Origin of the sequence: Paraburkholderia sp. CI2 (assembly GCF_014201055.1) — a bacterium.
GTDB classification, from domain to species: Bacteria; Pseudomonadota; Gammaproteobacteria; order Burkholderiales; family Burkholderiaceae; genus Paraburkholderia; species Paraburkholderia tuberum.
Map to the genome: position 1 here is coordinate 17,283 of NZ_JACHDL010000003.1, position 26,264 is coordinate 43,546.

At 61.6% G+C, this 26,264-nt stretch carries 26 protein-coding genes and 1 pseudogene; 15 read left to right on the forward strand and 12 right to left on the reverse strand.

Features of this window, described 5'->3' with window-relative positions; all coding sequences use genetic code 11:
- Positions 1-23: 23 nt before the first annotated feature.
- From HDG32_RS05680 to HDG32_RS05690, 3 genes are all read right to left on the reverse strand, one after another.
- Positions 24-941, reverse strand: coding sequence for an NmrA family NAD(P)-binding protein (locus HDG32_RS05680; protein ID WP_184064239.1), 918 nt, complete (start codon positions 939-941; stop codon positions 24-26).
- Positions 942-1,205: 264 nt separating this feature from the next.
- A complete protein-coding gene (locus HDG32_RS05685; protein WP_260335904.1) occupies positions 1,206-2,156 on the reverse strand; it encodes a phytanoyl-CoA dioxygenase family protein in 951 nt (316 codons plus the stop codon).
- A gap of 73 nt (positions 2,157-2,229) precedes the next feature.
- Positions 2,230-2,658 carry a carboxymuconolactone decarboxylase family protein gene (locus HDG32_RS05690; RefSeq protein ID WP_008917662.1) on the reverse strand — a complete coding sequence of 143 codons (429 nt, stop codon included), beginning with the start codon at positions 2,656-2,658 and terminating at the stop codon, positions 2,230-2,232.
- Between the two features lie 229 nt (positions 2,659-2,887).
- Between HDG32_RS05690 and HDG32_RS05695 the strand changes: the two genes are divergently transcribed.
- The 5 genes from HDG32_RS05695 (at position 2,888) to HDG32_RS05715 (ending at position 6,066) form a co-directional block, all read left to right on the forward strand.
- Positions 2,888-3,787: a LysR family transcriptional regulator gene (locus HDG32_RS05695; protein ID WP_090808726.1), complete on the forward strand. Its 900-nt coding sequence runs from the start codon at positions 2,888-2,890 to the stop codon at positions 3,785-3,787.
- 148 nt (positions 3,788-3,935) lie between these two features.
- Positions 3,936-4,721 carry an SDR family NAD(P)-dependent oxidoreductase gene (locus HDG32_RS05700; protein ID WP_184032185.1) on the forward strand — a complete coding sequence of 262 codons (786 nt, stop codon included), beginning with the start codon at positions 3,936-3,938 and terminating at the stop codon, positions 4,719-4,721.
- Between the two features lie 282 nt (positions 4,722-5,003).
- Positions 5,004-5,201: a hypothetical protein gene (locus tag HDG32_RS05705; protein WP_184064242.1), complete on the forward strand. Its 198-nt coding sequence runs from the start codon at positions 5,004-5,006 to the stop codon at positions 5,199-5,201.
- Positions 5,198-5,512, forward strand: coding sequence for a hypothetical protein (locus tag HDG32_RS05710; RefSeq protein ID WP_184064245.1), 315 nt, complete (start codon positions 5,198-5,200; stop codon positions 5,510-5,512). Before HDG32_RS05705 ends, HDG32_RS05710 begins: the two co-directional genes overlap by 4 nt.
- Before the next feature lie 11 nt (positions 5,513-5,523).
- Positions 5,524-6,066 carry a nuclear transport factor 2 family protein gene (locus HDG32_RS05715; protein ID WP_184032187.1) on the forward strand — a complete coding sequence of 181 codons (543 nt, stop codon included), beginning with the start codon at positions 5,524-5,526 and terminating at the stop codon, positions 6,064-6,066.
- A 91-nt stretch (positions 6,067-6,157) separates the two neighbouring features.
- On the opposite strand, the gene folE is transcribed toward HDG32_RS05715, so the two are convergent.
- Positions 6,158-6,793 carry a GTP cyclohydrolase I FolE gene (folE, locus tag HDG32_RS05720; RefSeq protein ID WP_184064248.1) on the reverse strand — a complete coding sequence of 212 codons (636 nt, stop codon included), beginning with the start codon at positions 6,791-6,793 and terminating at the stop codon, positions 6,158-6,160.
- Between the two features lie 193 nt (positions 6,794-6,986).
- Between folE and HDG32_RS05725 the strand changes: the two genes are divergently transcribed.
- Positions 6,987-7,964: a nitronate monooxygenase family protein gene (locus HDG32_RS05725; RefSeq protein ID WP_184064252.1), complete on the forward strand. Its 978-nt coding sequence runs from the start codon at positions 6,987-6,989 to the stop codon at positions 7,962-7,964.
- 87 nt (positions 7,965-8,051) lie between these two features.
- On the opposite strand, the pseudogene HDG32_RS05730 reads toward HDG32_RS05725, so the two are convergent.
- Together HDG32_RS05730 and bktB are read right to left on the reverse strand one after the other, a co-directional pair.
- Positions 8,052-8,873 (reverse strand): annotated as a pseudogene (locus HDG32_RS05730) (MBL fold metallo-hydrolase); the annotation flags it as partial.
- A 60-nt stretch (positions 8,874-8,933) separates the two neighbouring features.
- Positions 8,934-10,115, reverse strand: a complete 1,182-nt coding sequence (gene bktB, locus HDG32_RS05735; protein ID WP_184064255.1) for a beta-ketothiolase BktB — start codon at positions 10,113-10,115, stop codon at positions 8,934-8,936.
- Positions 10,116-10,433: 318 nt separating this feature from the next.
- On the opposite strand from bktB, the gene HDG32_RS05740 reads away from it, so the two are divergent.
- The 5 genes from HDG32_RS05740 to HDG32_RS05760 all read left to right on the forward strand — a co-directional run bounded on the left by HDG32_RS05740 (position 10,434) and on the right by HDG32_RS05760 (position 16,441).
- Positions 10,434-12,365, forward strand: a complete 1,932-nt coding sequence (locus HDG32_RS05740) for an AMP-binding protein (RefSeq protein ID WP_260335918.1) — start codon at positions 10,434-10,436, stop codon at positions 12,363-12,365.
- A 19-nt stretch (positions 12,366-12,384) separates the two neighbouring features.
- Complete coding sequence (locus HDG32_RS05745; RefSeq protein ID WP_184064258.1) at positions 12,385-13,596, forward strand: acyl-CoA dehydrogenase family protein; 1,212 nt, start codon at positions 12,385-12,387, stop codon at positions 13,594-13,596.
- A 78-nt stretch (positions 13,597-13,674) separates the two neighbouring features.
- Positions 13,675-14,835, forward strand: a complete 1,161-nt coding sequence (locus tag HDG32_RS05750; protein ID WP_184064261.1) for an acyl-CoA dehydrogenase family protein — start codon at positions 13,675-13,677, stop codon at positions 14,833-14,835.
- A gap of 19 nt (positions 14,836-14,854) precedes the next feature.
- A complete protein-coding gene (locus HDG32_RS05755; RefSeq protein ID WP_184064264.1) occupies positions 14,855-15,592 on the forward strand; it encodes an enoyl-CoA hydratase in 738 nt (245 codons plus the stop codon).
- Positions 15,593-15,661: 69 nt separating this feature from the next.
- Positions 15,662-16,441 (forward strand): SDR family NAD(P)-dependent oxidoreductase, encoded by a 780-nt coding sequence (locus tag HDG32_RS05760; protein WP_184064267.1) that lies wholly within the window; start codon positions 15,662-15,664, stop codon positions 16,439-16,441.
- Between the two features lie 43 nt (positions 16,442-16,484).
- Here HDG32_RS05760 and HDG32_RS05765 read toward each other — a convergent pair whose 3' ends face one another.
- Complete coding sequence (locus HDG32_RS05765; protein ID WP_184064270.1) at positions 16,485-17,420, reverse strand: FadR/GntR family transcriptional regulator; 936 nt, start codon at positions 17,418-17,420, stop codon at positions 16,485-16,487.
- Between the two features lie 269 nt (positions 17,421-17,689).
- On the opposite strand from HDG32_RS05765, the gene HDG32_RS05770 reads away from it, so the two are divergent.
- Entirely contained in the window at positions 17,690-18,754 is a 1,065-nt protein-coding gene (locus tag HDG32_RS05770; RefSeq protein WP_221307639.1) for a hypothetical protein, read from the forward strand.
- Between the two features lie 68 nt (positions 18,755-18,822).
- Here the strand turns inward: HDG32_RS05770 and HDG32_RS05775 are convergent, their stop codons facing one another.
- The 5 genes from HDG32_RS05775 to HDG32_RS05795 are packed head-to-tail and all read right to left on the reverse strand — an operon-like array spanning position 18,823 to position 23,391.
- Positions 18,823-19,599, reverse strand: a complete 777-nt coding sequence (locus HDG32_RS05775; protein ID WP_184032198.1) for an enoyl-CoA hydratase-related protein — start codon at positions 19,597-19,599, stop codon at positions 18,823-18,825.
- 43 nt (positions 19,600-19,642) lie between these two features.
- Positions 19,643-20,407, reverse strand: a complete 765-nt coding sequence (locus HDG32_RS05780; protein WP_018425530.1) for a glucose 1-dehydrogenase — start codon at positions 20,405-20,407, stop codon at positions 19,643-19,645.
- Positions 20,408-20,445: 38 nt separating this feature from the next.
- Positions 20,446-21,699 carry a CaiB/BaiF CoA-transferase family protein gene (locus HDG32_RS05785; RefSeq protein ID WP_184032199.1) on the reverse strand — a complete coding sequence of 418 codons (1,254 nt, stop codon included), beginning with the start codon at positions 21,697-21,699 and terminating at the stop codon, positions 20,446-20,448.
- Positions 21,700-21,701: 2 nt separating this feature from the next.
- A complete protein-coding gene (locus HDG32_RS05790; RefSeq protein WP_184064275.1) occupies positions 21,702-22,178 on the reverse strand; it encodes a MaoC/PaaZ C-terminal domain-containing protein in 477 nt (158 codons plus the stop codon).
- A 49-nt stretch (positions 22,179-22,227) separates the two neighbouring features.
- Positions 22,228-23,391, reverse strand: a complete 1,164-nt coding sequence (locus HDG32_RS05795; RefSeq protein ID WP_184064278.1) for an acyl-CoA dehydrogenase family protein — start codon at positions 23,389-23,391, stop codon at positions 22,228-22,230.
- 386 nt (positions 23,392-23,777) lie between these two features.
- Between HDG32_RS05795 and HDG32_RS05800 the strand changes: the two genes are divergently transcribed.
- The 3 genes from HDG32_RS05800 to HDG32_RS05810 all read left to right on the forward strand — a co-directional run bounded on the left by HDG32_RS05800 (position 23,778) and on the right by HDG32_RS05810 (position 26,260).
- Positions 23,778-24,143: a Zn-ribbon domain-containing OB-fold protein gene (locus HDG32_RS05800; RefSeq protein ID WP_018425526.1), complete on the forward strand. Its 366-nt coding sequence runs from the start codon at positions 23,778-23,780 to the stop codon at positions 24,141-24,143.
- 59 nt (positions 24,144-24,202) lie between these two features.
- The gene (locus tag HDG32_RS05805) at positions 24,203-25,354 is read left to right on the forward strand and encodes a thiolase (RefSeq protein WP_184064281.1); all 1,152 of its coding nucleotides are present in this window, start codon (positions 24,203-24,205) and stop codon (positions 25,352-25,354) included.
- Positions 25,355-25,459: 105 nt separating this feature from the next.
- Complete coding sequence (locus HDG32_RS05810) at positions 25,460-26,260, forward strand: enoyl-CoA hydratase/isomerase family protein (protein ID WP_184064284.1); 801 nt, start codon at positions 25,460-25,462, stop codon at positions 26,258-26,260.
- The last annotated feature ends 4 nt before the right edge of the window (positions 26,261-26,264 follow it).

Here is a 26,264-nt window from a genome sequence, read left to right on the forward strand (position 1 = left end):
TGCACACGCGGTCCATCGACCAGCTATGCGAGTACGATGTGCTGTCGATTCGCATCGATCCAGTCCACCATCGGGGTGAGCTGGACACCACGTTCGGAAAGCGAATCGATATCGACGCGGTACCCGACCGCGTTGATCCATTCCTGTGCATTCACCCATCCAGGTGCGAGACCCTTTGCTCGGGCTTCATCCGGTGACACGTGCGAAACGTTGATCTGTGCGCCCAGAACGTTGCCGAGGCGATTCGCAACTTCAGACATCGTGAGTCTTTCCGACGCCAGCGGCACGGTCTCACCGTGCCAGCGTTGCGGATCGTTTAGCGCGCTGGCCGCGAGCGCGCCCACGTCGTCGGCGGCAATCCAGTCGAGTCGTGCGTCGGGTAGCAATGCGCTGAGCAGCAAGCCTTCGCGCAGGTGCGGAAACATCGCACCCGCTTTCGGCTCAGCGAGATTGTCCATCATGAATGCCGGTTGCAAGACCGTCCACGATTCGAAACCCGCGGCGCGAACGGCCTCTTCCACGTCCCATTTGTCCGTCCAGTATTTTCGGTTCCAACGTTGCTCGCTCCAGCCAGGAAACGTCTCATGATTGCCGGCCTGCGCCACGGAGGTGTGAACGAACTGCGGGACCTCCGCGTTGCGCGCTGCGTTGACGAGCGCAAAACCCTGGCGGCGTTCCCTGTCGCTGCGATCAAAATCAGGCAGGAGAACGGAGAAGACGGAACCGACGCCCTCCATCGCTTTTGCGAGCAAGTCGCGGTCGTCCAGATCTCCCCGTAGCGCCTGCGCATCCATGTCGACGAGTGCCCGCGCAGCCGGCGAGTCTGGATTGCGTGTCAGGAAGCGTACCTTGCGTCCAGCCGCAAGAAGATGGCGAGCCGCGGCGCCTCCTTGTGCGCCAGTGGCGCCGATGACGAGTACCGCGGCGGATGAATCGATCATGACTTGTCCCGAGGTCGAACCTTAGACGTTGGCCAGGCGTGTCACGCCTGGGCGGCTTGCGCGCGATGCCGCTAACCCTGTGACAGCCATTGCAGGCTCGCGGCCTGGTTGCTCACAAGCATTCGTTCCGATATTAGCACGATGTTCATAAATCAACGAGCAAAGGATGCCAGTGATCGATGCCTCAGAGCTGCCACGCCAGAGAGCAAGGCGAATGGCGCGAGGCGCAAAGACGAAGCTTCGTCTTTGCGCCTGACACGACGATCAATGCTGCGGGCGCAGCGTTTGAACGAGGCCGCCTTCATGTGCAACGATCACCTCGGACCCCGGCTGATAAACCCCGGCAATTTCGTCTCCGCGCAGGCGGTTGCCCTGGAGGCCGCGCAGATAACTCGTGTCGTCGAGTCGCAACAGATGTTCACCATGCGCGTCGCGCACAACGATCTGGTCCGATGCGATCGACGTCAGCGTGCCCACATAGGGCAGGCGGGGCTCAAACGGGAAACTTCCGCCGTGCGGCAGGATGCGCGTGTCGAGTGACAGACGAAAACGGTCCGAATGATTGCTGAGACCAGAGTGCGGCGTGCGTCGGCTCATCAACAGGACGTCGCCCAAGCGGTAGTTCGTGCGGCGCCATGCGTCTTCTGGCACGCTCGCGAGATCGATGGGAACGATTTTGTCGCCGTCCTTCCTGTGCAGGCACGGAAGCTTATGCAATCCTTCCGCGACGGCCAGTCCGCCGACTCGCGCATCGATATCGCTGAGCGGAATCCAGCAAATGATGAAATCGAGGCGGTCGCTGTAGATCGCATCTTCATGAATGAAGTCGAACCGTGTGCGGCTTTTGTCGATAGCGGGCGGCGACGTGCGGTATTCGGTGAAAGGTACCCAATAAAGCGGTACGCCGAACAGCCGCTGAAAGAATGCACGAACTGCGGGGTCTTCCATCACGGTGCGTGCCGCACCCTGCTCGTTCATCGCCTTCACGGGAAAAAAGCTGAAATTTTCGCGGTCTTTGCCAGTCCATCGCACGTCTCGGTCGTTGCGGTCCACGAAGCCGTTGCTGTCGAGGTGATCAACAAGCAGACCGCGCATGCGCTCCAGCGGCTCGTGGTCGAGAACGTCGCGAAAGAACAGGTAGCCGTCGTCGTTCCAGCGTTCTTGCAACTCGGCGTGATTGCCGAGCAGGCCATTGGAAACGTTGAATTCGCGCATCGTCGGCACGATATCCACGCTTGGTGTGCTCATAAATTGTCTCCTTTGGTCGCGGGGGCGCTCTGATGTCGGCTCACAGCAATCCGCGTTCTTCCGAAGTGCGGGTCGTGGTGTCGATGCCAAGTTCCCGCAGTGTCTCCAGAACGGCCGTGGTAGCGGAGGCGACGGCGGGGAACCCGGCATACGGAAGCGCCTGAATCAGCACCCCTTCGAGTTCGCGTGCGCTCAGACCATTGCGCACGGCAATGCGGACGTGGTTCTTCAGTTCGAGCGTCTGCCGGCTGGCGATGAGAATGCCCAGCGTGACGAGGCTGCGCTGCTTGCGCTCGAGTTTGTCGTCGCCCCAGACATCCGCGAACGCGTAGTTGATGGCAAGGCGTGAAATGTCGGATCCGAAGCCGGTGGACTCGCTTGCGGCACGTAAGCCGGCTGCCTTGTCTTCACCCATGATTTCGCCGAATACCTTTAAGCCATAGGCGAGTTTTTCTTCGAGGCTCTTCACTTGTGTCTCCTGTTTAACCGCGGCGGCGCGGCTATTGATAGCGGATGCGACTCACCCGAGCCGCCTTGGTCATTGTTCGTATTGTAGAACGACATTCTAAAATGTATGTTGAACGGTGCTGGACGTCAAGATAGTGCGCACCCGATATGACCAGGGTTCGTCCGTAGTGCACCGCAACGGGACAAAGGCGATATGCTGGGGACACCCGATATCAAAGCCATATCACGTCATGGAATTGCGGCATCTCAGACACTTCGTTGCGGTTGCGGAGACCCAGCACTTTGGCCGCGCGGCTGCGCGCCTGGGCATGGCGCAGCCGCCGCTCAGCCAGTCGATCATGCGGCTGGAGGAGCAGCTCGGTATCAAGCTGCTCGAACGTACACCGCGAGGCGTTTCGCTCACAGCCGCCGGAGCCGCGTTGCTCGCGGAAGCGAAGCCACTGATCGCGCAAGCGGAGCTGGCCGAGCGGCGCGTGCGGCAAGCCGCCGACGAACTGGCGAGCCTGAGCGTAGCGTTCGTGCCGATGTGTGCGCTGCGAATCATGCCGCTAGCCATTCAGGGGCTTCGCAAGCAATGGCCGGGCGTTGACGTCCGGTTGATCGAGCGCGGCAGTGCTTTGACCGTCGCCAGCGTGAAAAACGGCAGCATCGACCTGGGCGTGGTAGTCACCAGCTCGGCGGACGTCTCCGGTTTGGAAAGCGTGGTCATCGAGCGTCTGCGTGTGGTGGCCGCGGTTCCGGCGAAGTGGCCCGTGGCGGCGCAGCCTTCAATTCGTATCGCGGATCTCGCGCGATACCCGCTCATCATGTTCCCTCAGCAGATGTCGCAGCCGCTGTTCGCTGCGTTCGAGACAGCGCGCCGCGAGGCGGGGCTGTCGCCGCGGGTGACCCAGCAAGCGCGCCATCCATACACGATGCTCAACCTCGTGTCTCATGAACTGGGCATCGGTCTGATGCTGGACTCGGCGCGATACCTGCCCGTGGAGGGTGTCGCCTTCGTCGACATCGAGGATGTTCCGGCTTCAGGCGAAACTGAGGTGTCGCTGGTGTGGGCCGATAGACCTCACAAGCCCTACCACCGTTCGATGCTCGACATCATGCGCGATATCGCGTCGCCGGCGGCGGGGTGATACGCGCCGCACTGCTCGACAGCTTCGTCCATGCTGCTCCTTTCGTCATCCGCTTCTCGTTCATCTTGACACTCCAAAGTGGTGTGTTTATCTTTGCGAATGACGTTCAGAAAACAACCCGCTCGCGCGGCGAGCCAAAGGAGGAGCAATGAGCACGAATGTGGCGAGTCTTTTCAATCTCGATCAGAAAGTGGCGGTGGTAACAGGGGCGGGCTCAGGCATCGGCCGCGAGACGGCTTTGCTGCTGGCGTCGGCCGGCGCGGCGGTGGTCGCGGCGGACCTGAATGAGGAAGCGGCGCAGCAGACGGCCAGACAAATCGAAAGTGCGTCTGGCAAGGCTATCGCGATCAAGGTGGACATCGGCGATGAATCGTCGATTCTTGCGATGTACGAAACGGTGCAGGCGAAGCTTGGGCGCCTCGACATTCTCGTGAACAACGCGGGCATCTATCCGAAGACGCAATTCGTCGAAACGTCGGCAGAAAAGTGGGACAAGGTGCTCGGCATCAACCTGCGCGGCACCTTCCTCTGCATGCGCGAAGCGATCAAGCGAATGCAAGGTGCCAAAAACGGCGGTTCCATTATCAATATTTCGTCGGTGGCTTCGCTGCAGCCGGTGATTTTCGACAACGGTGACTACGGCGCGTCGAAGGCGGGTGTCAACAACCTCACCAAGGTGGCAGCGCTCGAATTCGCAGCAGACGGAATTCGCGTGAACGCAGTGCTGCCCGGCGGCGTGGCAACCGAGGGCGCGGCCGCATCGACGAAGGTTCATCAGGCTCACGGGCCGATCACCCAACCTGGTCGCATGCCGCTGGGCCGCATCGGCGTCGCCTCCGATATCGCCAGGGCAGTGTTGTTTTTCGCGTCGCCGGCATCGGACTATGTCACCGGTCAGCTTCTCGCTGTCGACGGCGGCTTCCAGGTCTCCTGATTACTCGTCTGCGTGTCATGTTCGAATCGCCAAGCTGCGTCGAGAACGCGGCTTGGCGCTGCAATTCCCTTTCCCCCATTGATTGCCGACCCGTTCGCACACACGTCCATGTGCGCAGCGGGCGCTCGCGCATGCGCGTCGGTCTGTGCCTTGTCGGGTAGTGAAAACACCGACGCCATTAATTGAACGACTTGTTGCATAACCATATTCCATGGCCTAGGATATCCATCAAGAGGCGCCATGCAAGCGCCCGAGAGGCATAAGCCTGATCGGAGACATGCGATGTACTTTCTCGACAGCGATTTTCGTGGTCCTCTTGCGGACTATACGTACGACTATCGTCGCCAGCGCGCTGAAAAGGGCGCTCCGTCGTCGGACGAATCGGCTCGCGCAAAACAATCGAATTGGGCGGCGCGCGTGTTGGGCGCGGTGGCGCTTCGTGCTCTGGGCAAGCTGCGGACGGAGGGCCGGGCGCGATGAAAACGCTGACTCGCGAGAGCGCTCGGGAAGCGCGTAGAGTATGGCTCCCACTCATTCTCCTGTCGATTTCGGCGGCGGCGGTCTGGCTGCTGCAACGTGATCTGCGCATGGAAGAGCTAGGCCGGTCCGCACTCTTCGACGTCGTGATGATGTTTGCCGTGCTCGGGGCGACGGCATTGGCGGGCATCATCGGATGTGCGATTGCGAGCCGTGCGCGAGCGCAGGAAGCCGATTTGTCGACAGGCGAGGATTGTTGCTTCATTGGCGCCGTGATCGGTGCGGTCGTCTTTTTTGTCGCCATGACTATCTAACGGTAGAAGCCATGAATGAAGAACTGAGCGCACGCGTCGAAGCACTGTTGGATAAGCAGGACATACTCGAATGCGTGCACCGCTATTGCCGCGGGGTCGATCGCATGGACCGGAAGTTGACGCTGTCGGCGTACCATCCGGACGCGATCGACGACCACGGCGCATTCGTCGGAGATGCAGAGGAATTCGTCGACTGGGCCTTTGCGTACCATACCGAGCATCAGTTGTCGCACCACCATATGGTGTTCAATCACAGCGTCGAATTGCAGGGCGACGAGGCGCACGGGGAGACGTACTGGCTTTTTTTCGGAGAAAATCGCGTCAAGCCAGACACGCTAGCGGTGGGGCGCTATATCGACCGCTTCGAAAAGCGTGATGGCGTATGGGCGATTGCCGCCCGCGTCTGCATTTCCGAAGCGATCAACGAACTGACCCCTGCGGAAGTGCCCACTGCGTGGCGCGAAATCCTGATGGGCAATGGCGTCAGTGCACGAAATCGTGAAGACGTCTCTTACGAACGGCCTTTAAAGACGCGCCAACCCAGCGAGGTTTAAGGCCAGACGCAAGCCTGCAACGACGCTCGCCACGGATACCAGCATCGATTTGCCATGAAAGCCAACGTCGGCAGGAAGCCGACGTTGGCTTTCAGCTATTGGGTAATGGCGCAATCGTGCTGTGACCGACAATCGACAGAAACTCGCGGCGAGTGGAAGGATCGTCACGGAATGCGCCCAGCATTCGGCTCGTCACCAGCGATGCGCCGGGCTTTTGCACGCCTCGCGTACTCATGCACTGATGCGCAGCTTCGAGAATGACAGCGACTCCCTTCGGCTGGAGCACGGTGTTCAGCGCATCGGCGATCTGAACGGTCATCTTCTCCTGAATCTGTAGGCGCTTGGCATAGACATCGACGAGGCGGGCGAGTTTGGAGATGCCGACCACGCGATGCTCGGGCAAGTAGGCAACGTGCGCACGTCCGATGATGGGCACCATATGGTGTTCGCAGTAGCTCTCGAAACGGATGTCCTTTAGCACCACCATCTCGTCGTAGCCATCCACTTCGGAAAACGTGGTGGCGAGAATCTGCATCGGATCGGAGTCATAGCCCGAGAAGAACTCGCGGTATGCGCGCGCCACCCGTGCGGGTGTTTGAATGAGACCTTCCCTTTCGGGATCGTCACCGGCCCATCGGATCAGCGTGCGCACGGCCTGTTCCGCCTCGTCCTGCGTGGGGCGAATCGACACTTCCTCAGCGCCAATCTGATTGTCTCGTTTGTTCATCAACTCTCCTGATCATTCATGCCTCGTGCAATCGCATCGGCGTCCGCGAGTGCGGCACACGAGTGTCGGCGATGTGGAGGAAGTGTATATAATTGCACGGTGTTCGTAAATACAAACTACCGGCGCATCTTGCACGCGGCGTTCGACCATTGCCGGTCGAAAGATCAGGTTGCACTTACACAGGGATCAGCACATGAAAACGCGCATTACAGAGCTGCTTGGGATTCGATACCCCATTGTTCAAGGGGGCATGATGTGGGTGGGTCGCGCTGAACTTGCCGCCGCCGTCTCGAACGCCGGTGCGCTCGGCACCATCACCGCTCTGACGCAGCCCACGCCCGAGGCGCTGCGCAACGAGATCGCTCGGGTTCGCTCAATGACGGATCAGCCGTTCGCCGTCAACCTGACCATTCTGCCGACGATCAAGCCAGTGCCGTACGACGAGTACGTGCAAGCGGTCGTGGAGAACGGTGTGAAGATCGTCGAGACGGCGGGACGCAATCCCGAGCCATATATGCCCGCATTCAAGGCTGCGGGAATCAAGGTCATCCACAAGTGCACGTCGGTGCGTCACGCGCTGAAAGCGGAGGCGTTGGGCTGCGACGCCGTGAGCGTGGACGGATTCGAGTGCGCCGGACATCCGGGCGAGGACGACGTGCCCAATCTGATCCTGTTGCCGGCCGCGGCCGCGAAACTGCATATTCCGATGCTTGCGTCAGGCGGCATTGCCGATGCGCGCGGCATGGTTGCCGCGCTCGCGCTCGGCGCGGATGGAATCAATATGGGTACGCGCTTCATGGCAACGCGGGAGGCACCGATTCACGAGAACGTCAAGCGCAGGCTCGTAGAGCATGACGAGCGCAATACGGCGTTGATCTTCCGCACGCTGAAGAACACGTCGCGTATCTTCAGGAATTCGGTAGCGGAGCAGGTGTTGGAAATCGAGCAAAAAGAGGGGGTGACGTTTGCGGATCTCAAGCCGCTGGTGAGCGGTGAGCGCGGTAAGCGAGTGTACGAGACGGGTGACACCGAAGACGGAACGTTTCCGGCTGGCCTCGCAATCGGGCTTATCGAGGACATTCCCACCTGCGCGGAACTCGTGAGTCGGATGGTCGGCGAGGCGCGCGCACTCATTCATGGCCGGCTGGCCGCGCTTGTAGAAGAGAGCTGAGTCCGCAACAAGACGACCGTCGAACAAGGCTGCCCGCGCCCCCGGTTTTAGCGGGCGTGGCAGCCGATGCATGCATGACGATCGCAATCAGGCCTGCGAAGTCGGACGACCTTGTTCGTCGAGTCGTTCGAGATGCGCAAGCAGCGACCGGGATGCCGCTGGCCAGAGCCTTTCGGGAACATCGGTATAAGCAAGACGCAGCCAGTCGTCGATCGAACCGGTCGGCAGTGCCTTTACCGCGCCGGCGATCTTTGCTTCCCGGGCGAGACGGTGTGCCTTGAGGCGGGCGATCTGGTCATGCGGTCGGTCCAGCACGTACCCATGGGCGGGCAGAATAAAGTCGATGTCACGTTCGGTGCAGATCGCGTTCAACCGGTCGAGTGACGTAAGGTACGCCGTCATGTTGCCGTCGGGAGGATCGATGATGGTCGTGCTGCCATTCAGAATGTGATCGCCGCTGAATAGCAGTCCGTCTTCCAGAAGGACCAGGCACACGTGGTTGCTTGCGTGCCCCGGTGTCGAGACGACCAGCAATCGATGCGTCTCGCCGTCATGCGCAAGTGTCAGCACATCGCCATCGAGCAATTCGCGGTCCGGAACGAAGTGATGGCTTGCCCTGTCGGCGGGCCCGGCCGACCGACCGAGGACTGGTGGCTTGTGCGGACACATGGACTGCAGTGGCCTCGCCCCGGGCGCGTGATCCACGTGGGAGTGCGTGCAGACGATCATTCGAATAGCGCCGCCCGTAGCTGCGAAGATGCGTTGAAGATGCGCCTGGTCGTCCGGCCCCGGATCGATCACGATGAAGCCGGTCGCCATCGTGCCGACGATGTAGCTATTCGTGCCTGGGCCCGTCATCAAGCCGCTGTTGCTGGCGGTCAACCGCATCACGTTTCTCAGAAGCGGGGTCGTTGTTCGGGGCGTACCACGTTTGTCCCTCTGGTTGAATGGATAACGCTGTGCGAAGCCCTAAATGCGCTCGAAGATGGCCGCGATGCCTTGACCTCCGCCGATGCACATTGTCACGAGCGCATAGCGCCCACCGCAACGATGCAACTCGTGAATGGCCTTGACCGCAATGACGGCGCCGGTTGCGCCGATCGGATGGCCGAGCGCGATGCCCGATCCGTTCGGGTTGACCTTAGCGCTGTCGAGTTCCAACTCCTTCGCCACGGCGCAAGCTTGAGCGGCAAACGCCTCGTTCGCTTCGATCACATCGAGATTTGCGACGGTCAAACCCGCGCGCTGCAGCGCCTTGCGTGTCGCAGGGACCGGGCCGATGCCCATGTATTGCGGATCGACGCCCGCGTGAGCCCAGCAAACGAGTCGCGCAAGCGGACGAAGGCCCCGTTGTTCGGCGCTGCGACGGGCCATCAGCAGGACTGCAGCCGCGCCGTCGTTGAGACCCGACGCATTGCCGGCCGTCACCGTACCGTCTTTCTGGAACGCCGGGCGCAATTTGGCGAGATCGGCGATGGTCGTGCCCGACCGCACATGCTCATCGGTGTCAAAAACGGCTTCGCCCTTTTTCGTGCGCAGTGCTACGGGCACGATCTGCTCGCGGAAGTTGCCGTCATGAATAGCTTGCGCAGCGCGCCGGTGCGATTCGACGGCGAGCAGGTCCTGGTCGTCGCGCGAAATGCCGTACTTCTTTGCGACGTTCTCTGCGGTTACGCCCATATGGCAAGCGCTGAACGGATCGGTCAACGCACCGACCATCATGTCGATCAGGCGGATGTCGCCCATGCGCGAACCCCAACGCGCGCCGCTCGCAACGTATGCTGCGCGCGACATGCTTTCTGCACCAGCGCCGATCGCAATTTCCGTGTCGCCGTGCGCGATGGCTTGCGCAGCGGAGATGATTGCCTGAAGGCCGGAGCCGCATAGCCTGTTGAGCGTCAGCGCCGGTGCGTCCGCGCTGACGCCGCCTTCCATCGCAGCGACGCGCGCGAGATACATGTCGCGAGGCTCGGTATGGATCACGTTGCCGAACACCACTTGACCCACCTCTTCACCCGGCAGATGCGAACGCTCGAGCAGCGCGCGAACGACCGTTGCGCCTAGCGTCGTGGGCGGAATGCTCGATAGCGCGCCACCGAAGTCTCCAATAGCGGTGCGAACGGCAGCGGTGACGACAACCTCTTCCGACATGATGGCTCCTTGGTTCCGGCAATCGGTTACGATCCGGTGTCATGTTTAACAATACGAATAGCGTTCAGAACGTAGCGTATTTCTTGTTTTCTGTCCACGTTGTTGTGCGATGCGCAAGGCTGCGATCGTGCCGGACATTTGCGCGCGTCTTGTGGGTGACAACGGATAGACGTGGCTGGGATTTCGCGTTATTCTGGTTCAGCAAGATGATCGACGTTCAATTATTGGTTGCTCTTGGCCCGCAACATTTCCAGGTATCGGAAGGCGATGCGAGCGCTCGCGGGACATGACTTGCCAGATAACAACAGGACGACTCAGATGGATGCAGGTACGGCTTCGCACGATGCGCTGATGGATGTGCCGTTTCGCCCGATTCGCGTCGGCAGCATGGATGCCATCGTCGAGCGAAGGCCAGACGGAAGCGTGGTGTATGAACTGAAGGAACCGCTCCAGGCGTATCCCGTCCGCTTGACGGAGCGGCTCGAACACTGGGCGAGCGTCACGCCCGAGCGCGCGTTGCTTGCGCGGCGGACCCCGGACGGCAAGTCATGGGAGTCTCTGACCTACCGGCAGGCGTTCGACGGTGCGCGTGCGCTGGGGCAGGCGCTGCTCGATCGAGGATTGTCGCCGTCTCGTCCGTTGATGATTCTTTCCGATCGAAGCTTTGAACACGCGCTCTTCGCGCTCGCCGCATTGCACGTCGGGATTCCCTATATCCCGGTGACGCCCGCGTATTCGCTGTTATCGCAGGACTTTTCGAAGCTCAGGCAACTCGCGGCCGTATGCACGCCCGGCCTCGTCTTCGCGGAGGACGGCGCGCAGTATGGCCGCGCATTGCGTGAGGTGTTCGGCGACGTGGAATGTGTCGTCGTCGGTCCGTTGCCGGAGGGTCGTGGCGGTTCGCGCGTCGCGCAGTGGCTGAAGACGCCGGTTACAGCCGACGTCGACAAGGCGTTCAAGGCAGTCGGCCCGGATACGGTGGGCAAGATCATGTTTACTTCGGGAACGACAGGCGCACCGAAAGGCGTGATCTATTCGCAGCGCATGTTGTGCAGCAATCGACAGCAAGTCGCCCAGGTGTTCGCGTTTCTTCAGGACGGGCCATCGGATCTCGTCGACTGGCTGCCCTGGCATCACACTTTTGGCGGCACGCATAACTTCGGCATGGTGCTGTACGGCGGGGGGACTTACTACCTGGACCCAGGCAAGCCAACGCCGGAGGAAATTGGCCCGACGGTGCAGGCATTGCGTGAAATCGCGCCGGCGGTCTACCTCAATACGCCGCAAGGGTTGGCCTCGCTCATTCCGCATCTGCAGGCGGACAAGGCACTGCGCGAGAAATTCTTTAGCAAACTCGCGCTCATCTACTACGGCGGCGCAAGTCTGCCGAAATACATCTGGGCTCAACTCGACGAGCTCGCGGTGCGTACCATCGGCCAGCGTGTGCTCATCATGTCGGGCATCGGCAGCACGGAAGCAGGCCCAACGCCGCTATCGGCGGCCTGGGATCCGCGACGGGAAGCGATTGCGGGGTTGCCCGTGCCCGGCGTCAAAGTGAAGGTGGCGCCGGTCGGCGCGAAGCTGGAAATCCGTTTCCTCGGCGACTGTGTGACGCCCGGCTATTGGAAAGATCCCGAGCGCACCGCCGCCGCGTTCGACGAGGAAGGCTATTTCCGCTCCGGTGACGCAGCAACGTTCATCGACCCGCAGCGCCTCGAACTGGGACTGCGCTTCGACGGACGCATTGCGGAAAATTTCAAGCTGTCCTCGGGCACTTGGGTCAACGTCGCCGAGTTGCGACTGTATGCGCTGAACGTGTTGGGCCCGTATGCGCGGGATATCGTGATTGCCGGGCACGACCGCGACTACCTGAGCGCGCTCGTCTTCCCTGACATCGAAGCGTGCCGTGCGCTTTGCGACGACCTTCACGATCCGATGCCGGGCGCCGACCAGATCATCAACAGCCGCGGCGTGCGCGCGTTCTTCCAGACCGGACTCGACCAGCTCGCCGCGCGTCCTGGCGGCAGCTCTACGCGCATTGCGCGCATCGTGCTCGAAAGCGAGCAGCCGACGCTCGATAACGGCGAATTGAGTGCAAAGAGCGCAATCAGCCAACGCAATGTGCTCGAGCGACGGCGCGCTGTCGTGGACGAGCTTTATTGCGTGCCGCCCACGCCGCGCACATTGGTCGGCAACGCTGGCGCAGCAGCGGGCGCAGATCGAGGCGCGCGCCGCGGTTCAACGTACTGAAAACGCCGGAAGTTAAACCATGGATTTTCGCGTAGATCCCGCGGACATCGCGTTCCGCAAAGAAGTTCGTGCGTTTCTCAACGAGCATTTGCCGGCCGACCTGGCCTTTCGCGGGCAGCAGGGCTTTCTGGCAGGTGACGACGATTCACAGCGCTGGACTCGCATCTTGCACGAAACGCACGGCTGGTCAGTGCCGCATTGGCCGGTTGCTGACGGCGGCACGGGGTGGACCGCGATGCAGCGTTACATCTTCGAGGAAGAATGCTATCTGGCAGGCGCACCGATACAGAATCAGGCGGGCGTGTCGCTCGTCGGACCCGTGATTTGCGAGTTTGGCAACGAAGAGCAGAAGCGGCGCTTTCTTCCTCCTATCCGGCGTGGTGAAGTGTTCTGGGTACAGGGTTTTTCAGAGCCGGGCTCGGGTTCCGATCTTGCATCGCTACGTACGACGGCGGTTCTCGATGGAGACCACTACATCGTCAATGGACAGAAGATCTGGACCAGCTTCGGCGCCTACGGTCAATGGAATTTCGTGCTGGTCCGCACGGATAGCGAAGCGAAGCCACAAAAGGGCATTTCCTTCCTGCTGCTCGACATGTCGTCGCCGGGCGTTACCGTACGGCCGATCGCGTCGCTCGATGGCTGCCATCATCTGGCGGAAGTCTTCTACGACAACGTGCGCGTGCCCGCTGAAAACCTTATCGGCGAGGTCAACAAGGGGTGGGGATACACCAAGTTTCTGCTCTTTAACGAGCGGGCGTTTCTTGGCGCTGAAGCGCCTGCCCTCAAGCGCTATCTGCGCAAGATCCGGCACTACGCCTCGCGCGAACGGATGGCCGGCAAGCCATTGATCCAGGATCCGACGTTTGCGGCACGTTTGGCGCAGCACGAATTGGAGGTTCGCGCTATCGACATGGCGGTGCAGAAAATCCTGCATCAAGGGATAGACGAGCGCAGCGGCGGTATGGCGATCGGATCCATGCTCAAAGTGCGCGGATCTGAACTCCATCAGAAGCTCACGGAGATGCTGCTCGAGGTGATCGGCGATTATGGCGCCGTGTTCTATCCCGATCCGAATGAAGAGCGAGAGCTGCGCGAGGCCCAGTTCATCGGACCTGAATACGCGCCAGGCCTGGCGGCAGAGGTCTTCTATCGGCGGGCTTGCTCGATCTATGGCGGGACGGCCGAAATTCAGCGAAACATCATCGCCAAAGCACTGTTCGATCTTTGACGCCGTATCGAGTCACGAACGGTCTTCGATCCCCGAGACGTGGGATCGCATCAATTGCCGGCATAAAGAGGGTGCAGCATGGACTTCGAGTTGAGCGACGAACAGCGGATGTTGCAGGAAAGCGCGCAACGCTTCTTGCAAAAGAGCTATACGTTCGAACATCGTCGCAATCTTGCTTCGCAAGGAGGCGGATTTTCGCGCGAGACGTGGCGTACCTTCGGCGAAATGGGTTGGCTCGGTGTCGCGGTGCCGGATGAATTGGGCGGGCTCGGTTTCTCGTCAGTCGAAAGCGCCATCGTGGCCGAGCAGATCGGGCGCGCGCTGGTGCTGGAGCCATACGTGATGTGTGGTGTGTTTCCTGCGTCGCTTGTCACGCGCTGCGGGCGAGACGGGCAGCGCGAGGCGATACTTGGCGAGATCGTTTCGGGCGAGACTGTCTATGCAGTCGCGCAAAGTGAACGTGAAGCGCGGGGTCAGGTGCATTACGTGACGGCCACCGCGAAGAAGACCGAGGACGGGTCGTGGCGGCTGGACGGCTATAAGACGCTCGTGGTTGGAGCGCCCGTTGCAGACCGTCTGCTCGTCGTCGCTCGCGCGGCGGGTGCAGCCGATGCTACGGACGGCATCGGGGTTTTCGTCGTCGATCCGAAGCAGGCAGGCGTGACGCTGAAGACTTGCGCGTTGCTCGACGGCACGCCATCTGCCGACTTGCTGCTCGATGGTGTGATCGTCGCAGAATCGAATGTTCTGGGTGAGGCTGGGCGAGCGTTCGAAGGACTGCAGGCCGCCGTTGACGAAGCGGTCGTTGCGATCTGTGCCGAACTGGTGGGGGATATGGAAGACGCTATCGAGCTCGCGTCGGAGTACTTGAAAACGCGCAAGCAGTTCGGGGTGGCGATTGGCAGCTTCCAGGCGCTGCAACACCGGATGGCCGACATGGCGATCGAAGCGATGCAGGCGCGCGCAACACTGCACCGTGCGTTGCTCGCTATCAGCGAGGACAGGGAGAACCGGAGCGTCGAAATCTCGGGCTGCAAGGCACAGACCACTCGTGGCGCGAAGTTCGTCACGCAACAGGGTATCCAGTTGCACGGTGGCTACGGCATCACGGATGAATACAAGGTGGGCCATCACTATCGCCGTCATCTGGTGCTCGACGCATTGTTCGGCAACGCGGACTATCACCTGAATCGCTACGCCCGCCAGATTCAGCACGAGGCAATGGTCGCGGCGGCGTGAACCCTTTCGAGGCATTGCCATGAACGCAAAAGCAACCGATCTGCTCGGCGTGCAGAGTGACGGAACGGTTCTCATGTTGACACTGAACCGGCCCGCGGCCCGCAACGCACTGAACCTCGCATTGACCGAAGCGCTGATCGACGCAATGCATCGTTTCGAAGCGGACCAAAGCCTGCGCGTCCTGATCGTGACGGGCGCCGATCCGGCCTTTTGTGCTGGGCTCGACCTGAATGATTTTTCCGCGCCCGATGCGCCGCGCACGCGGGTCGCGGACATGATCGATATGTGGCCGCGCCTCACCAAGCCGGTAATCGCGGCGGTCAACGGCGCTGCCGTTACAGGCGGGCTGGAACTTGCAATGGGGTGCGATTTCATCATCGCGTCCGAACGTGCGCGTTTTGCCGACACGCACACGAAAATCGGCGCGCTCGCGGGGGGCGGCATGACCGCGAGGTTGCCGTATATCGTGGGTCCGCGGTGGGCGAAGCAGTTCAGCTTGACGAGCGATCCGATTGACGCGGCCACCGCGTTGCGCATCGCCCTCGTGAACGAGGTGGTCAGCCACGATCAACTGATGGAGCGGGCAGCGTCACTAGCGAAGACGATTGCGAGCCGCCGACCCGAGCTCGTCGCGACGGTCAAGCGCGTGATCGATCAGGGTGCGCTAGCTTCGCTGGAAGAGGCGTTGCGGATCGAGAAGGCGGCATTGGCGCAAAGAAAGCAAAGCGGCGGCATGGCGTGGCAGGTGGGGAAATAATCGCTTGCCTGAGCGACGCGCGCGACGCGAGGGCTTTCATCGACAAGCCTCCATTTTTGTGGAGTACGTATGCCCTCATCGCTTTTTGACCTCACGGACAAGGTCGCAATCGTCACCGGATCGAGTCGCGGCATTGGCTATGCCAGTGCGCTCGGCATGGCGGAACATGGCGCCAAAGTCGTCGTTTCCGGCCGTAACGCCGACGCCTGCGAAACTGCCGCGCAAGCCATCAACGAAAAGATCGGAACTCGGGTGGCCTTGCCGTTTGCCTGCAACATAGGCCGTAAAGCGGAATTGCAAGGTCTCGTGGCTGCGGCGAACGGCGAGTGGGGCAGGGTCGACATCGTGATGGCCAATGCCGCGATTCATCCGTGGATAGGCTCGGCACTCGATCTGCAAGACGAAACGTTCAACAAGTTCATGCAGGTCAACGTCCAGAGCAATATCTGGCTCGCGCAGATGACTGTGCCCGGCATGATCGAGCGTGGCTATGGGCGCTTTATTTCGGTGGCATCCGTGGTTGGCCTGTTCGGCGATGCCGTGACGGGAACCTACGGGCTCACCAAAGCCGCCGACATGCAGCTCGTGAGAAACCTCGCAATGGAATTCGCCGCAAAGGGCGTCACCGCCAATTGCATCGCGCCCGGCACCTTCAAGACCGAGATGGCGCGATCGCAATGGGAGGACGAGGCGATGGTCGAATGGTACCGTGGTCGCAATCCATCACAGCGCTTCGGCGAGGTCGACGAGATCGCTGGGCTAGCCGTGATGCTCGCATCGCGTTCGGGCGGCTATATCAACGGCCAGACGATCGCAGTGGATGGCGGCCACACGATCTCGTTTCGCTGACCTGCAGGAGGGTTGAGGCGGACAGGCAAGTGCAGCGCGGCCGCTACTCCAGCCACGTCCTGATCCCCGCGATGTAGTCGGCCATTTGCCTGCGAGCCTGCTCTTTATCGCGGGCAATGATCGCGCGCGCGATCTCGCGATGGTATTCCTTGATCCTCGCCACGACGCGGTCGCGGTCCGTTCGGCTGCGCCGATGAAACGTGGAATGCGCATCGGCAAGTTGCAGGACGATGCCGTCGAAGAGACACAGTGCGGGATCGCCGCAAAGTTCAGCGAGCAGGAAATGAAATCGCAGCAACTCATCGGCGCCGGCACGGCCGTCGAGTTGCGCCTCGGCCTGAACCTGGTCGTGCACGCGTCGCTCACCTTCATGGTCGAGCCGTTCGATGACGAGATCCAGGACGGCCAGTTCGAGCGTGCGGCGCGTCGCGAGAATATCGCGCGGCGCGATGCCCGCATACTCCAGATAGACGCTGACTGCCTGCATCGTCGCGCTCAGGTCCGGCTGGGCGACGATCACGCCGCCTCCGGTGCCGCGCTGCACCCTCACGATGCAGTGGTGCTCGAGCAAGCGGATCGCTCCGCGCAACGCAGCGCGACTTACTCCATGGACCTTCATCAATTCCTGCTCGGAGCCGAGCGGTAGTCCTGCCGGCCATCCCAGATCGATGATGTGCTTCAGCAGCGCCATGAAGAGCGTCTGCGCGCGCGTGATCGGTGCGCCGATCGCATTGCGCTTGCGGCGCGACTCGGCAGTTTGGGGCAGCGCAGGCGTCATCGCGGCCAGCATCGAGAGCCACTGCTGGCGCGGGGCTTGGCCAGGATGCATGTTGTCGCGCAGCTTTTCGCGGCGTTGCGCGGCGAACTGGCTGAAGAGGGCGACGTCGGCTGCCGGGACGACCAGTGTCAGGCTCACCATGCCTTCGGCCTTCTTGCGGGTGCGATAAGCGGCGACGCGTTCGGCAGACGACTTTGGCATGTCCGGGTTCAGTATTAAATGCGAACGTCGTTCAATATATCGCACATGATCGTTACGTGTAACGAAGCTTTCGTGCGCGCAGGCAGCGCGGGTTTCCGGACCGGAGAGAAAACCGGTAAATCAATACGTTAGCTCCTGTGCCCCTGTGCTGATCGCGCGCCGGGCGTGCTCGTGGGCAGACGAGCGGATCGACCGGTTTTCAGCCACGCGCGAGGATACCTATAGTGAGCCGCTCCAACCACTTCACCATCGTGACGGGTGTAACGACCATGAGCGACACCAAACTATCCATGCCGCGCCGCGGCGACTTTGGCTGGCAGCCTCTTGTCAGCGCCTTCGAGCCCACCATCGAGGACATGCTGTCCAACCGCGCCTACTTCGGCATGCCGCCCGAAGCGCTCTACCTGTGGGGAACGCTGCGCGACGAGGATGGCGAGATCTATTGCCCGATGCGGAGGATTCCCGCTGGCCTGCGGACCGACGCGAAGGACACGCGGCGGCGTTTCTACCTGTGCACGACGCTCGGCCACGACGACGGCATGCATATGCATCCGGTAGGCAAGGAATCGGTGCCGAACGATGGATTCGCAAGAACGCTCGAAGAGGAGCGCATCCACTGGCGAAGCCATCCGCAGGCGCCCGGCAATCGCTTTCACGTCACCTGGACGCCCGAGGATTGCAGCTGGTACGAAGAGAACGGCATGGATATCAAGGGCAAGCTCGTCAAGCCCGGCATGCACTGGTATCTGCCGGGCCGCGACGCGGGCATGTACTACGTCGCGAACATCTTCGAGATGGAAGGGACGATACTTGGAAAGAAGGTGCGCGGCATGATCGGCTTCGATCCGATCCATATGTACGAGGGCGGCGAGATCTACAAGACGAAAGATGCGCTGGTGCAGGAGAAGCTGGAACTCGTCTGGTACACGTGGGCGACGCGTTATAAGGACGGCAGCATCGACTTCGGGCACTTCACGCTAGGTAACGACATGTTCGGCTTCGCGATTCTCGGCAACGAGAAGGGCGAGGTGCGCTTTACCTATGACGTGACGGGCACCATCGATTTCGGCGCGAATGGGTATTGGCAGGAAGGCATCCGTTACTCAGCGTTCGGCGAAGAGTGGGAGTTCATGCCCGATCCGCGCGGGCGTCTGGTCGGTCTCGGGACGCTCAAGAATCCGCAGGTGGACGGCCGCTGGCGGCGCGTGGGCGATGCGCGCGAGCCTGACGTGTGGTTCGCATGGGGCGAAGCCGCCCCGGAGCATGGCAGCCGCCCCATCAACCGGCTCCCGGGGCTTGGCACGCGTGTCGGCGTGAACTTCCGCAAATACTGAACTTCGGCGCGCGTATGCGCAAAGGGCGACGCCGAAGCTGAGCGTCGCCCTGCCGGCATTTCCGCCGGTCACTTCACGTACTTGCGAAACTCCGGCTTGCGCTTTTCGCGGAACGCATTGCCGCCTTCCTTCGATTCGTCGGTGTCGTAGTACATCGCAAGCGCCTGCATCGCGAACGCGCCGATGCCGCGGATGTTCTCGGTATCGATATTGAACGAGCGCTTTGCGAGCGCAATAGCGGTGGGGCTCATCTGCAGAATCTCGTCGCACCACTTCTTCGTTTCGGCGTCGAGTTGTTCCGCGGGCACGACGGCGTTGATGAGACCCCAGTCGAGCGCCTGTTTCGCGCTGTATTTGCGGCACAGGTACCAGATTTCGCGCGCGCGCTTCTCGCCGACGATGCGCGCGAGGTAGGCGGTGCCGAAGCCCGGATCGACCGACCCGACCTTCGGGCCGACCTGACCGAAGACCGCGGTCTCGGCAGCGATGGCGAGATCGCAGAGCGTCACCAGCACGTTGCCGCCGCCGATTGCATAGCCGTTCACGCGTGCGATCACGGGCTTCGGAATGTCGCGGATGATGCTTTGCAGTTCCTCGATCGGCAGACCGACGGTGCCGCGCCCGTTGTAGCCGTCGCCGGACTGGTCGCCGCCGGTGCAGAACGCCTTGTCGCCGGCGCCCGTGAGCACCACGACGCCGATATCCTTGTTCCATCCCGCGAGGCCGAAGGCCTTGATGAGCTCCTCAACGGTGTTGGCGCTGAATGCGTTGTACACCTTCGGGCGATTGATGGTGATCGTCGCGACCCCGTCCGCCTCCTGATAGCCGATGTCCTTGAATTCCATGTCGTATTCCAATGTTGTTGATTGATTGCGTTCGCGCTGCCGTTTATCCGGCCATCGTCAGACCGCCCGACACGCTGATGACCTGACCGCTGATGAACGCGGCGTCGTCACTCGCTAGAAAGGCCACCACCCCCGGGATGTCGCCAGGTTCGCCCATGCGGCCGAACGGCACGGCCTTCACGAGGGCGGCCTTGATGCGCTCGCCTTTCTCGCCCTGCGCGAGGTTGTCGAGAAGCGGGGTCGCGGTCGGGCCGGGGCAAACGACGTTGACGGGAATCATCTGGCGGGCCATTTCGCGTGCCATCGTCTTCGTGAAGGCGATGAGGCCGCCTTTGCAGAACGAGTACACCGCTTCCATCGAGGAGCCCACGCGTCCCGCATCCGACGAGATGTTGACGACGCGGCCACGGCCGCGTTCGGCCATCCGTCGCAGCACGGCATGGTGCATGTTCAGCGGTCCGTACAGATTGATTGCCACCACCTTGTCCCAGAACGGTTTCTCGGTTTGCAGGAAGAACGCACCCATGTCCCAGCCGGCGTTGTTCACGAGAACCTCGATCGGTCCCAGTTCTTCCTCGACTCTCGCCACCGCAGCATGCACACCTTCGTGATCCGTGATGTCGACGCGGTAGGCTCGCGCCTTGCCGCCCGCCGCCTCGATTTCCGCCGCGACACGCACGGCGCCTTCTTCGTTCAGGTCGAACAGCGCGACGGTCGAACCTTCGTCGCCGAATCGTCTGCTGATGGCGGTTCCGATCCCACCTGCCGCGCCAGTGACGACGACGACCTTCTCCTTGAGCCCCTTCATTGATTCCCTCCGTGATGTGCGAGGCGCTGTCGCGCCAGTTAATCCTTGCTCAGCGCTTCCGATACGGCTTCGCCCCTTCCTGTGGCCCGGGCGAGGAGCGCGCTCGCTTCGTCCGCGCTATATCCCGCTTCGACCAGAACCTGGATGCTGTGCTCGCCGAGATTCGGCGGCAGATAGCGAACGTTGCCGGGCGACTCGGAGAAGTGCACCGGTATCGAGGTCATGACCATGTCGCCTTCGGTCGGGTGCTCGAAGCGCTGGAAGAACCCGGTCTCCTTGATGTACGCGTCGTGCATCAGGTCTTTCAGGTCGCGCACGGGACCGTGCGGCACGTCTGCCGAGGCGAAGATCGCATTCCATTCCGCAGTCGTCTTGTTGCGGATGGCGTCGCCGACGATGCGATACAGCTCGCTGATGTTGCGCATACGCTCGGCCATGTGGTGAAAGCGCGGGTCGTCGAGCAGATGCGCTGCATCGATTGCGCACAGCACGCGGCGCCATTGCTCGTTATTCACGGCGAGCAGGCAGATATGCCCGTCTTTTGTCGCGTAGGGCCGGCGGTGCGGCGAGAACATGCGCGGATAGCCCAGGCCGGTTCCGTCATTGGAGCCCAGCGCACCTTCCCAAAGATGCTCGAAAAGATTGAATTGCAGCATCGTTTCGAACATCGGCACATGGACGAGCTGGCCGACACCGGTCCGCTCGCGGTGATAGAGCGCCATGCCGATCGACGACGCCAGCACGTAGCCGCAGAACTTGTCGACGATCACGGTGGGGAAGTACCGCGGCGAGCCGTCCGCGTCGCGGTTCATCGCGGCAATGCCGGTTTCGCCCTGAATCACGTCGTCGAAAGCGGGGCGGTCCTTGTAGGGTCCGTCGATTCGATAGCCGGCACCCGACGCGTACACGATGCGTGGGTTGCGCGCCCGCACGGTTTCATAGTCGATGCCGAGGCGCTCGGCGGCACTCGGGCGCATGCTGTGCACGATGACGTCGGCGGTCTCGACGAGCTTGAGCAGCGCTTCGCGGCATTCGGCCTGCTTCAGGTTCAGGATCACGCTGCGCTTGTTGCGGTTCATGATCGTATAGAACACGGCCATGTCGGGGTTGCGGCCAGGGCCATTCTTGCGGTTCTGGTCGCCTTCGGGCGGTTCGATCTTGATGACGTCCGCGCCCATGTCGCCGAGTAGCTGCGTGGCGACCGGACCGAGCACGTTGATGGTCAGGTCGATCACGCGGACACCGGCTAACGGGCCGGTCGCCGGTTCGAGGGGTTGTTGGGGATTTTCCATGCTCAGGCCTTGTATCCCTTGCCTTTAACGAGTCTGAGCGGCGTGTACACCATCACTTCCGTGCCGTCCTGCCTGATCACGCGGTTGCGGGTGCGCACCAGCCCAAGTCCGGGGCGCCCCTTGCTAGGCCTGCATTCGATCACCTCGCATTCCACGTGAATCGTGTCGCCCACATAGGTCGGGCCTTTGATGTCGAGTTCCATGTTGAGGAACGCGAAGCCGACGCCCTGCATGGTGGCCTGCGTGAGCAGCCCTTCCATCAGCGTGAAGACCAGCGCGCCCGGCGCGACGCGCCCCTTGATGGCCGACTGCTCGCGAAGAAACTCGGTGTTGGTGAACAGAACTTCCAGCATGCCGGTCACCGAAACAAAATTCACGACATCCGTTTCGGTCACCGTGCGGCCCACGGTCTTGAACTTGCGTCCAACGGGCAGGTCCTCCCAGTGAATTCCCAGACCAACCGTTTCGATTTCTTCCATTGCCTGTCCTCTGTCGTTGTCGGCTCGGCTGTTAGCTGAGCTGTCGTTGTCAGTTCTTCTTGATGCGGCCCAGCACGCTGTCCGCGACGATGTTGCGTTGGATCTGGTTGGTCCCTTCGATGATCTGCACCACCTTCGCGTCGCGGAAATAACGGTTGATCGGGTACTCGTTGGAGATGCCTGCGGCGCCGAATAGCTGCACGGCATCGGTCGCGACCTTCATGGCGACATCCGACGCGAACATCTTCGCCATCGCCGCCATTGGGGCGAGTTCACGGCCGCTAACGCCCGCATCGACGAGCGACGCCGTGCGATAGACGAGTTGGCGCGCGGCCTCGGTCTGGGTGACCATGTCAGCGATCATCCAGCGCACACCCTGAAAGCTGCTGATGCTCTGGCCGAATGCAACGCGGTCCTGAATGAATTTGACGGTGTGATCGATCGCGCCCTGCGCGATGCCAACCGCGCGCGCGGCCACGATGGGACGGCTCGTGTTGAGCGCCTCCATTGCCACCTTGAACCCCTGGCCGCCTTCCGGCCCGAGACGGTCTTCCGCGCGGATGAAGGCATCGTCGAAATAAAGGGGGCACGACGCCACGCCGCGCGCGCCCATCTTGTCTTCTTCGTTGCCGATCGTCAGGCCCGGCGTGTTGCGATCGACGATGAAAAGATTGATCCCCAGCGCCTGTCCTTCCTCGTCGAGCGTCCTGGCGGCGACGAGAATGAAGTCGGCGATATGCGAATTCGTGCACCAGATCTTTGAGCCGTTGAGCACATAGCCGCCGTTCTTGCGGCGCGCTGTCGTGCGAATGCCCGAAACGTCGGAGCCGCTTTGCGCTTCGGTAATGGAGAGAGCACCGCGTAAGTCACCGGAGGCGAGCCCCGGCAGAAGGCGGGCCTTCTGCTCTTCCGTGCCGCCTTCAAGAATGGCTCCGAACGGTGTCCATTGCACGACCAGCAGATAGCCCGTGTTGTAGCAAACCCGCCCGAACTCCTCGACGGCGATGCACGCCGACATCAAACTCCCGGCGCCGCCGTACGCTTCAGGAAACGGCAACGTGAAGAGGCCAAGCTCCTTGAGCAGTGCGTACATGTCGTGCGGATACCCGGCCGTACGGTCGATCTCGTCGGCCCGCGGCGCCACGCGCTCCCGTGCGACGCGACGGATGAGGTCGCGGATCTGAAGCTGGTCGTCTGTTAGTTCGTATGTCACTTCGAGCTCTCTTGCCAACGGTTTTTTCGGGCCGGCCCCCGGATTCGTCTCCGGAGTGGGGATCCGTCGCCCCCGCCGGCCACTTCCTGATCACATTCGAAGTCTTCACGTTTATGAACAATGTTCGATAAAGTAAACGAAGGGCCAGGTGATCGTCAAGCGCTGAAACCGGCTCCCGCGGGTTTGTCCGAGGTGCGTCGGGAATTTGGTCGGGATGTAGTTTCAGCCTTGCGCGGCGGGGCACGGCAGGGCTTTCCCGCCGTTGACAGCGCGCTCCCAGTGCGTTTAAGATTTGGAACAGTGTTCGGTTATTGGTTCCATTTTGGCCCGACAGAGCGGCTCGATTCGGCGTGAGCCCATGGCAAAACGATTTGAAGGAGCGGGGAATGGACTCTCTTTGTCCTGAAGTCGATTATCAGAAATTCCTGGCCGAGGGCCGCTTGATGATCCAGCGCAGCCGCGGCAGCGGCCGCTATGTCTTCTACCCGCGGGTGGCTGAGCCGGTTACCGGGATGCGCGATCTGGAGTGGGTCGAAGCCTGCGGGAAGGGCACGGTTTATTCCACTACCGTGGTGCGCCAGAAATCGCCCACGCCCAGCTACAACGTCGCAGTGATCGATCTGGAAGAAGGTGTGCGCATGCTGAGTTGTGTGGAGGGCATCGAGCCGGAGGCCGTGCGCATTGGCATGCCGGTGCAGGCGAAGATCGTGTACCGAGGGGATGCGGCATTGCTTGTGTTCGAACCAGCCTGACGCCCGCTAACCCGCAGCCGGCCGTCATCAGCCGGTCACACCGATGAAAGGTAGATCGAATGGAATTCAACTTGCGCGGGCGTACCGCACTGGTGGCAGGCGCCACCTATGGGATGGGGGAAGCACCTGGCTTGTCGTCGCTGGACCTTGCTGCGCGTGCGTCCGTTGACGCGCTCGTCCAGGTGGGACTTACGCCTGGCGATGTAGACGGCCTTTTCGTGTGCACGCCGGACGACATGCTGTCGGGTCTCACGTTTGCCGAATACCTCGGTATTAACCCGAAGTTCACCGACAACAACCGAAGCGGCGGATCGGCGTTCGAAATCTACGCGCACACGGCGGCCATGGCGTTGTGTACGGGACAGATCGAGGTTGCCTTGATTGCATATGGGAGCAATCAGCGCAGCGCGGCGGGCAAGCTCGTGCAGTCGTCGCGTCCTTCGCCGTGGGAGAGCCCGTATAAGCCGATGAATCCGGTGTCGTCGTATGCGCTTGCGGCGGCGCGTCATATGCATCAATACGGCACGAAGCGTGAGCATCTGGCCGAGGTGGCCGTCGCCGCGCGCAAGTGGGCGCAACTGAATCCGGATGCGTATATGCGCACGCCCATGTCGATCGACGACGTGATGGGCGCGCGCCTCGTGTCGGATCCGCTTTCCGTGCGCGATTGCTGCCTCGTGACGGATGGCGCGGCAGCGATCGTCATGGTGCGCGCCGATCGAGCGCGTGATCTCACCGACAAGCCGGTGTATCTGCTCGGCGCGGCTTCGGCCACTTCGCACCGCGAAATCGCGAGCATGCCGGATCTCACGGTGACTGCCGCAGCGGAATCGGGCAGGCGTGCGTATCAAATGGCGGGCGTGAAGGCGAACGATATCGACGTCGCGATGCTGTACGACGCCTTCACGATCAACACCATTCTGTTTCTCGAAGACCTCGGCTTTTGCCCTAAAGGCGAAGGCGGCCGCTTCGTTTCGGACGGCGGCATCGCGCCGGGCGGCCGGCTCGCGGTCAATACGAACGGCGGCGGTTTGTCGTGCGTTCACCCCGGCATGTATGGGCTGTTCCTGATGGAAGAATCGATGCGGCAATTGACGGGCCGCGCTGGTGAGCGCCAGATACCCGGTGCGAAACTGGCGATCGCGCACGGTAACGGTGGTGTGCTCTCGAGCCAGGCCACGGTGATTCTCGGGACGCAGGAAACCCTGTAAAGACACGCTGTAAGACACGCCGCCCGCCAGGGTCACTGTCAACAGCTTTGCATGGGATCGGAGTAAGCGCTAAAGCGCCAACCCCGATCGACAGGAGACGGACAGATGAGCGAAGAGACCAGCAGCGATGCAGCAGAGATCGTACAGGTCCGGCAAGACGGTGCAATCGCGATCGTCACATTGAACTATCCCCAACGGCGAAACGCGTTTTCGCTAAAGATGCGCGAGACGTTGTACGCGCAGCTTTATCGCCTGATGCATCATGAGGAAGCCTGCCGTGCGATCGTACTGACCGGCGCGGGCAATACGTTTTGCGCGGGTGGGGACATCTCGGAGATGCAGACGCGCAAGGTGCTCGAATATCGACAGCGCAATGAACTGCCGCTCGATATATTCAGACTGATGGTGGAAGGCCCGAAAGCGATCGTCGCCGCCGTCGAAGGGTTTGCGTTTGGCGCTGGTCTGTCGCTCGCCGCCGCTTGCGATTATGTCGTCACATCATCAGCCGCGCGCTATGCGAGCGCGTTCGTCAAGGTCGGGCTGCTGCCCGATACGGGGCTCTATTGGTCGTTGTCGCAGCGCGTGGGCGGCGGCCTTGCACGCGAGCTCATGCTGAGTGCCCGGGAGTTCAACGGCGTCGAAGCGGGCGAGACCGGTTTTGCCAATCAGGTCGTCGAGCCTGGCGAGGCGCTGAACGCGGCCTCGAAGGTGGCGCAACAGTACGCGGAACTGCCCACGGTGGCCACCGCGCACCTGAAGGCCGCGCTCGCCACGGGCATCCGTACGCTCGACGACGCCATCGAAGCGGAAGTCAACCTGCAGCCCATCCTGCGCCGCAGCCGCGAACACCAGGAGGCCGTGAGCGCCTTCATGGAAAAGCGCAAGCCGGTGTTCGTGGCCGACTGAAGGA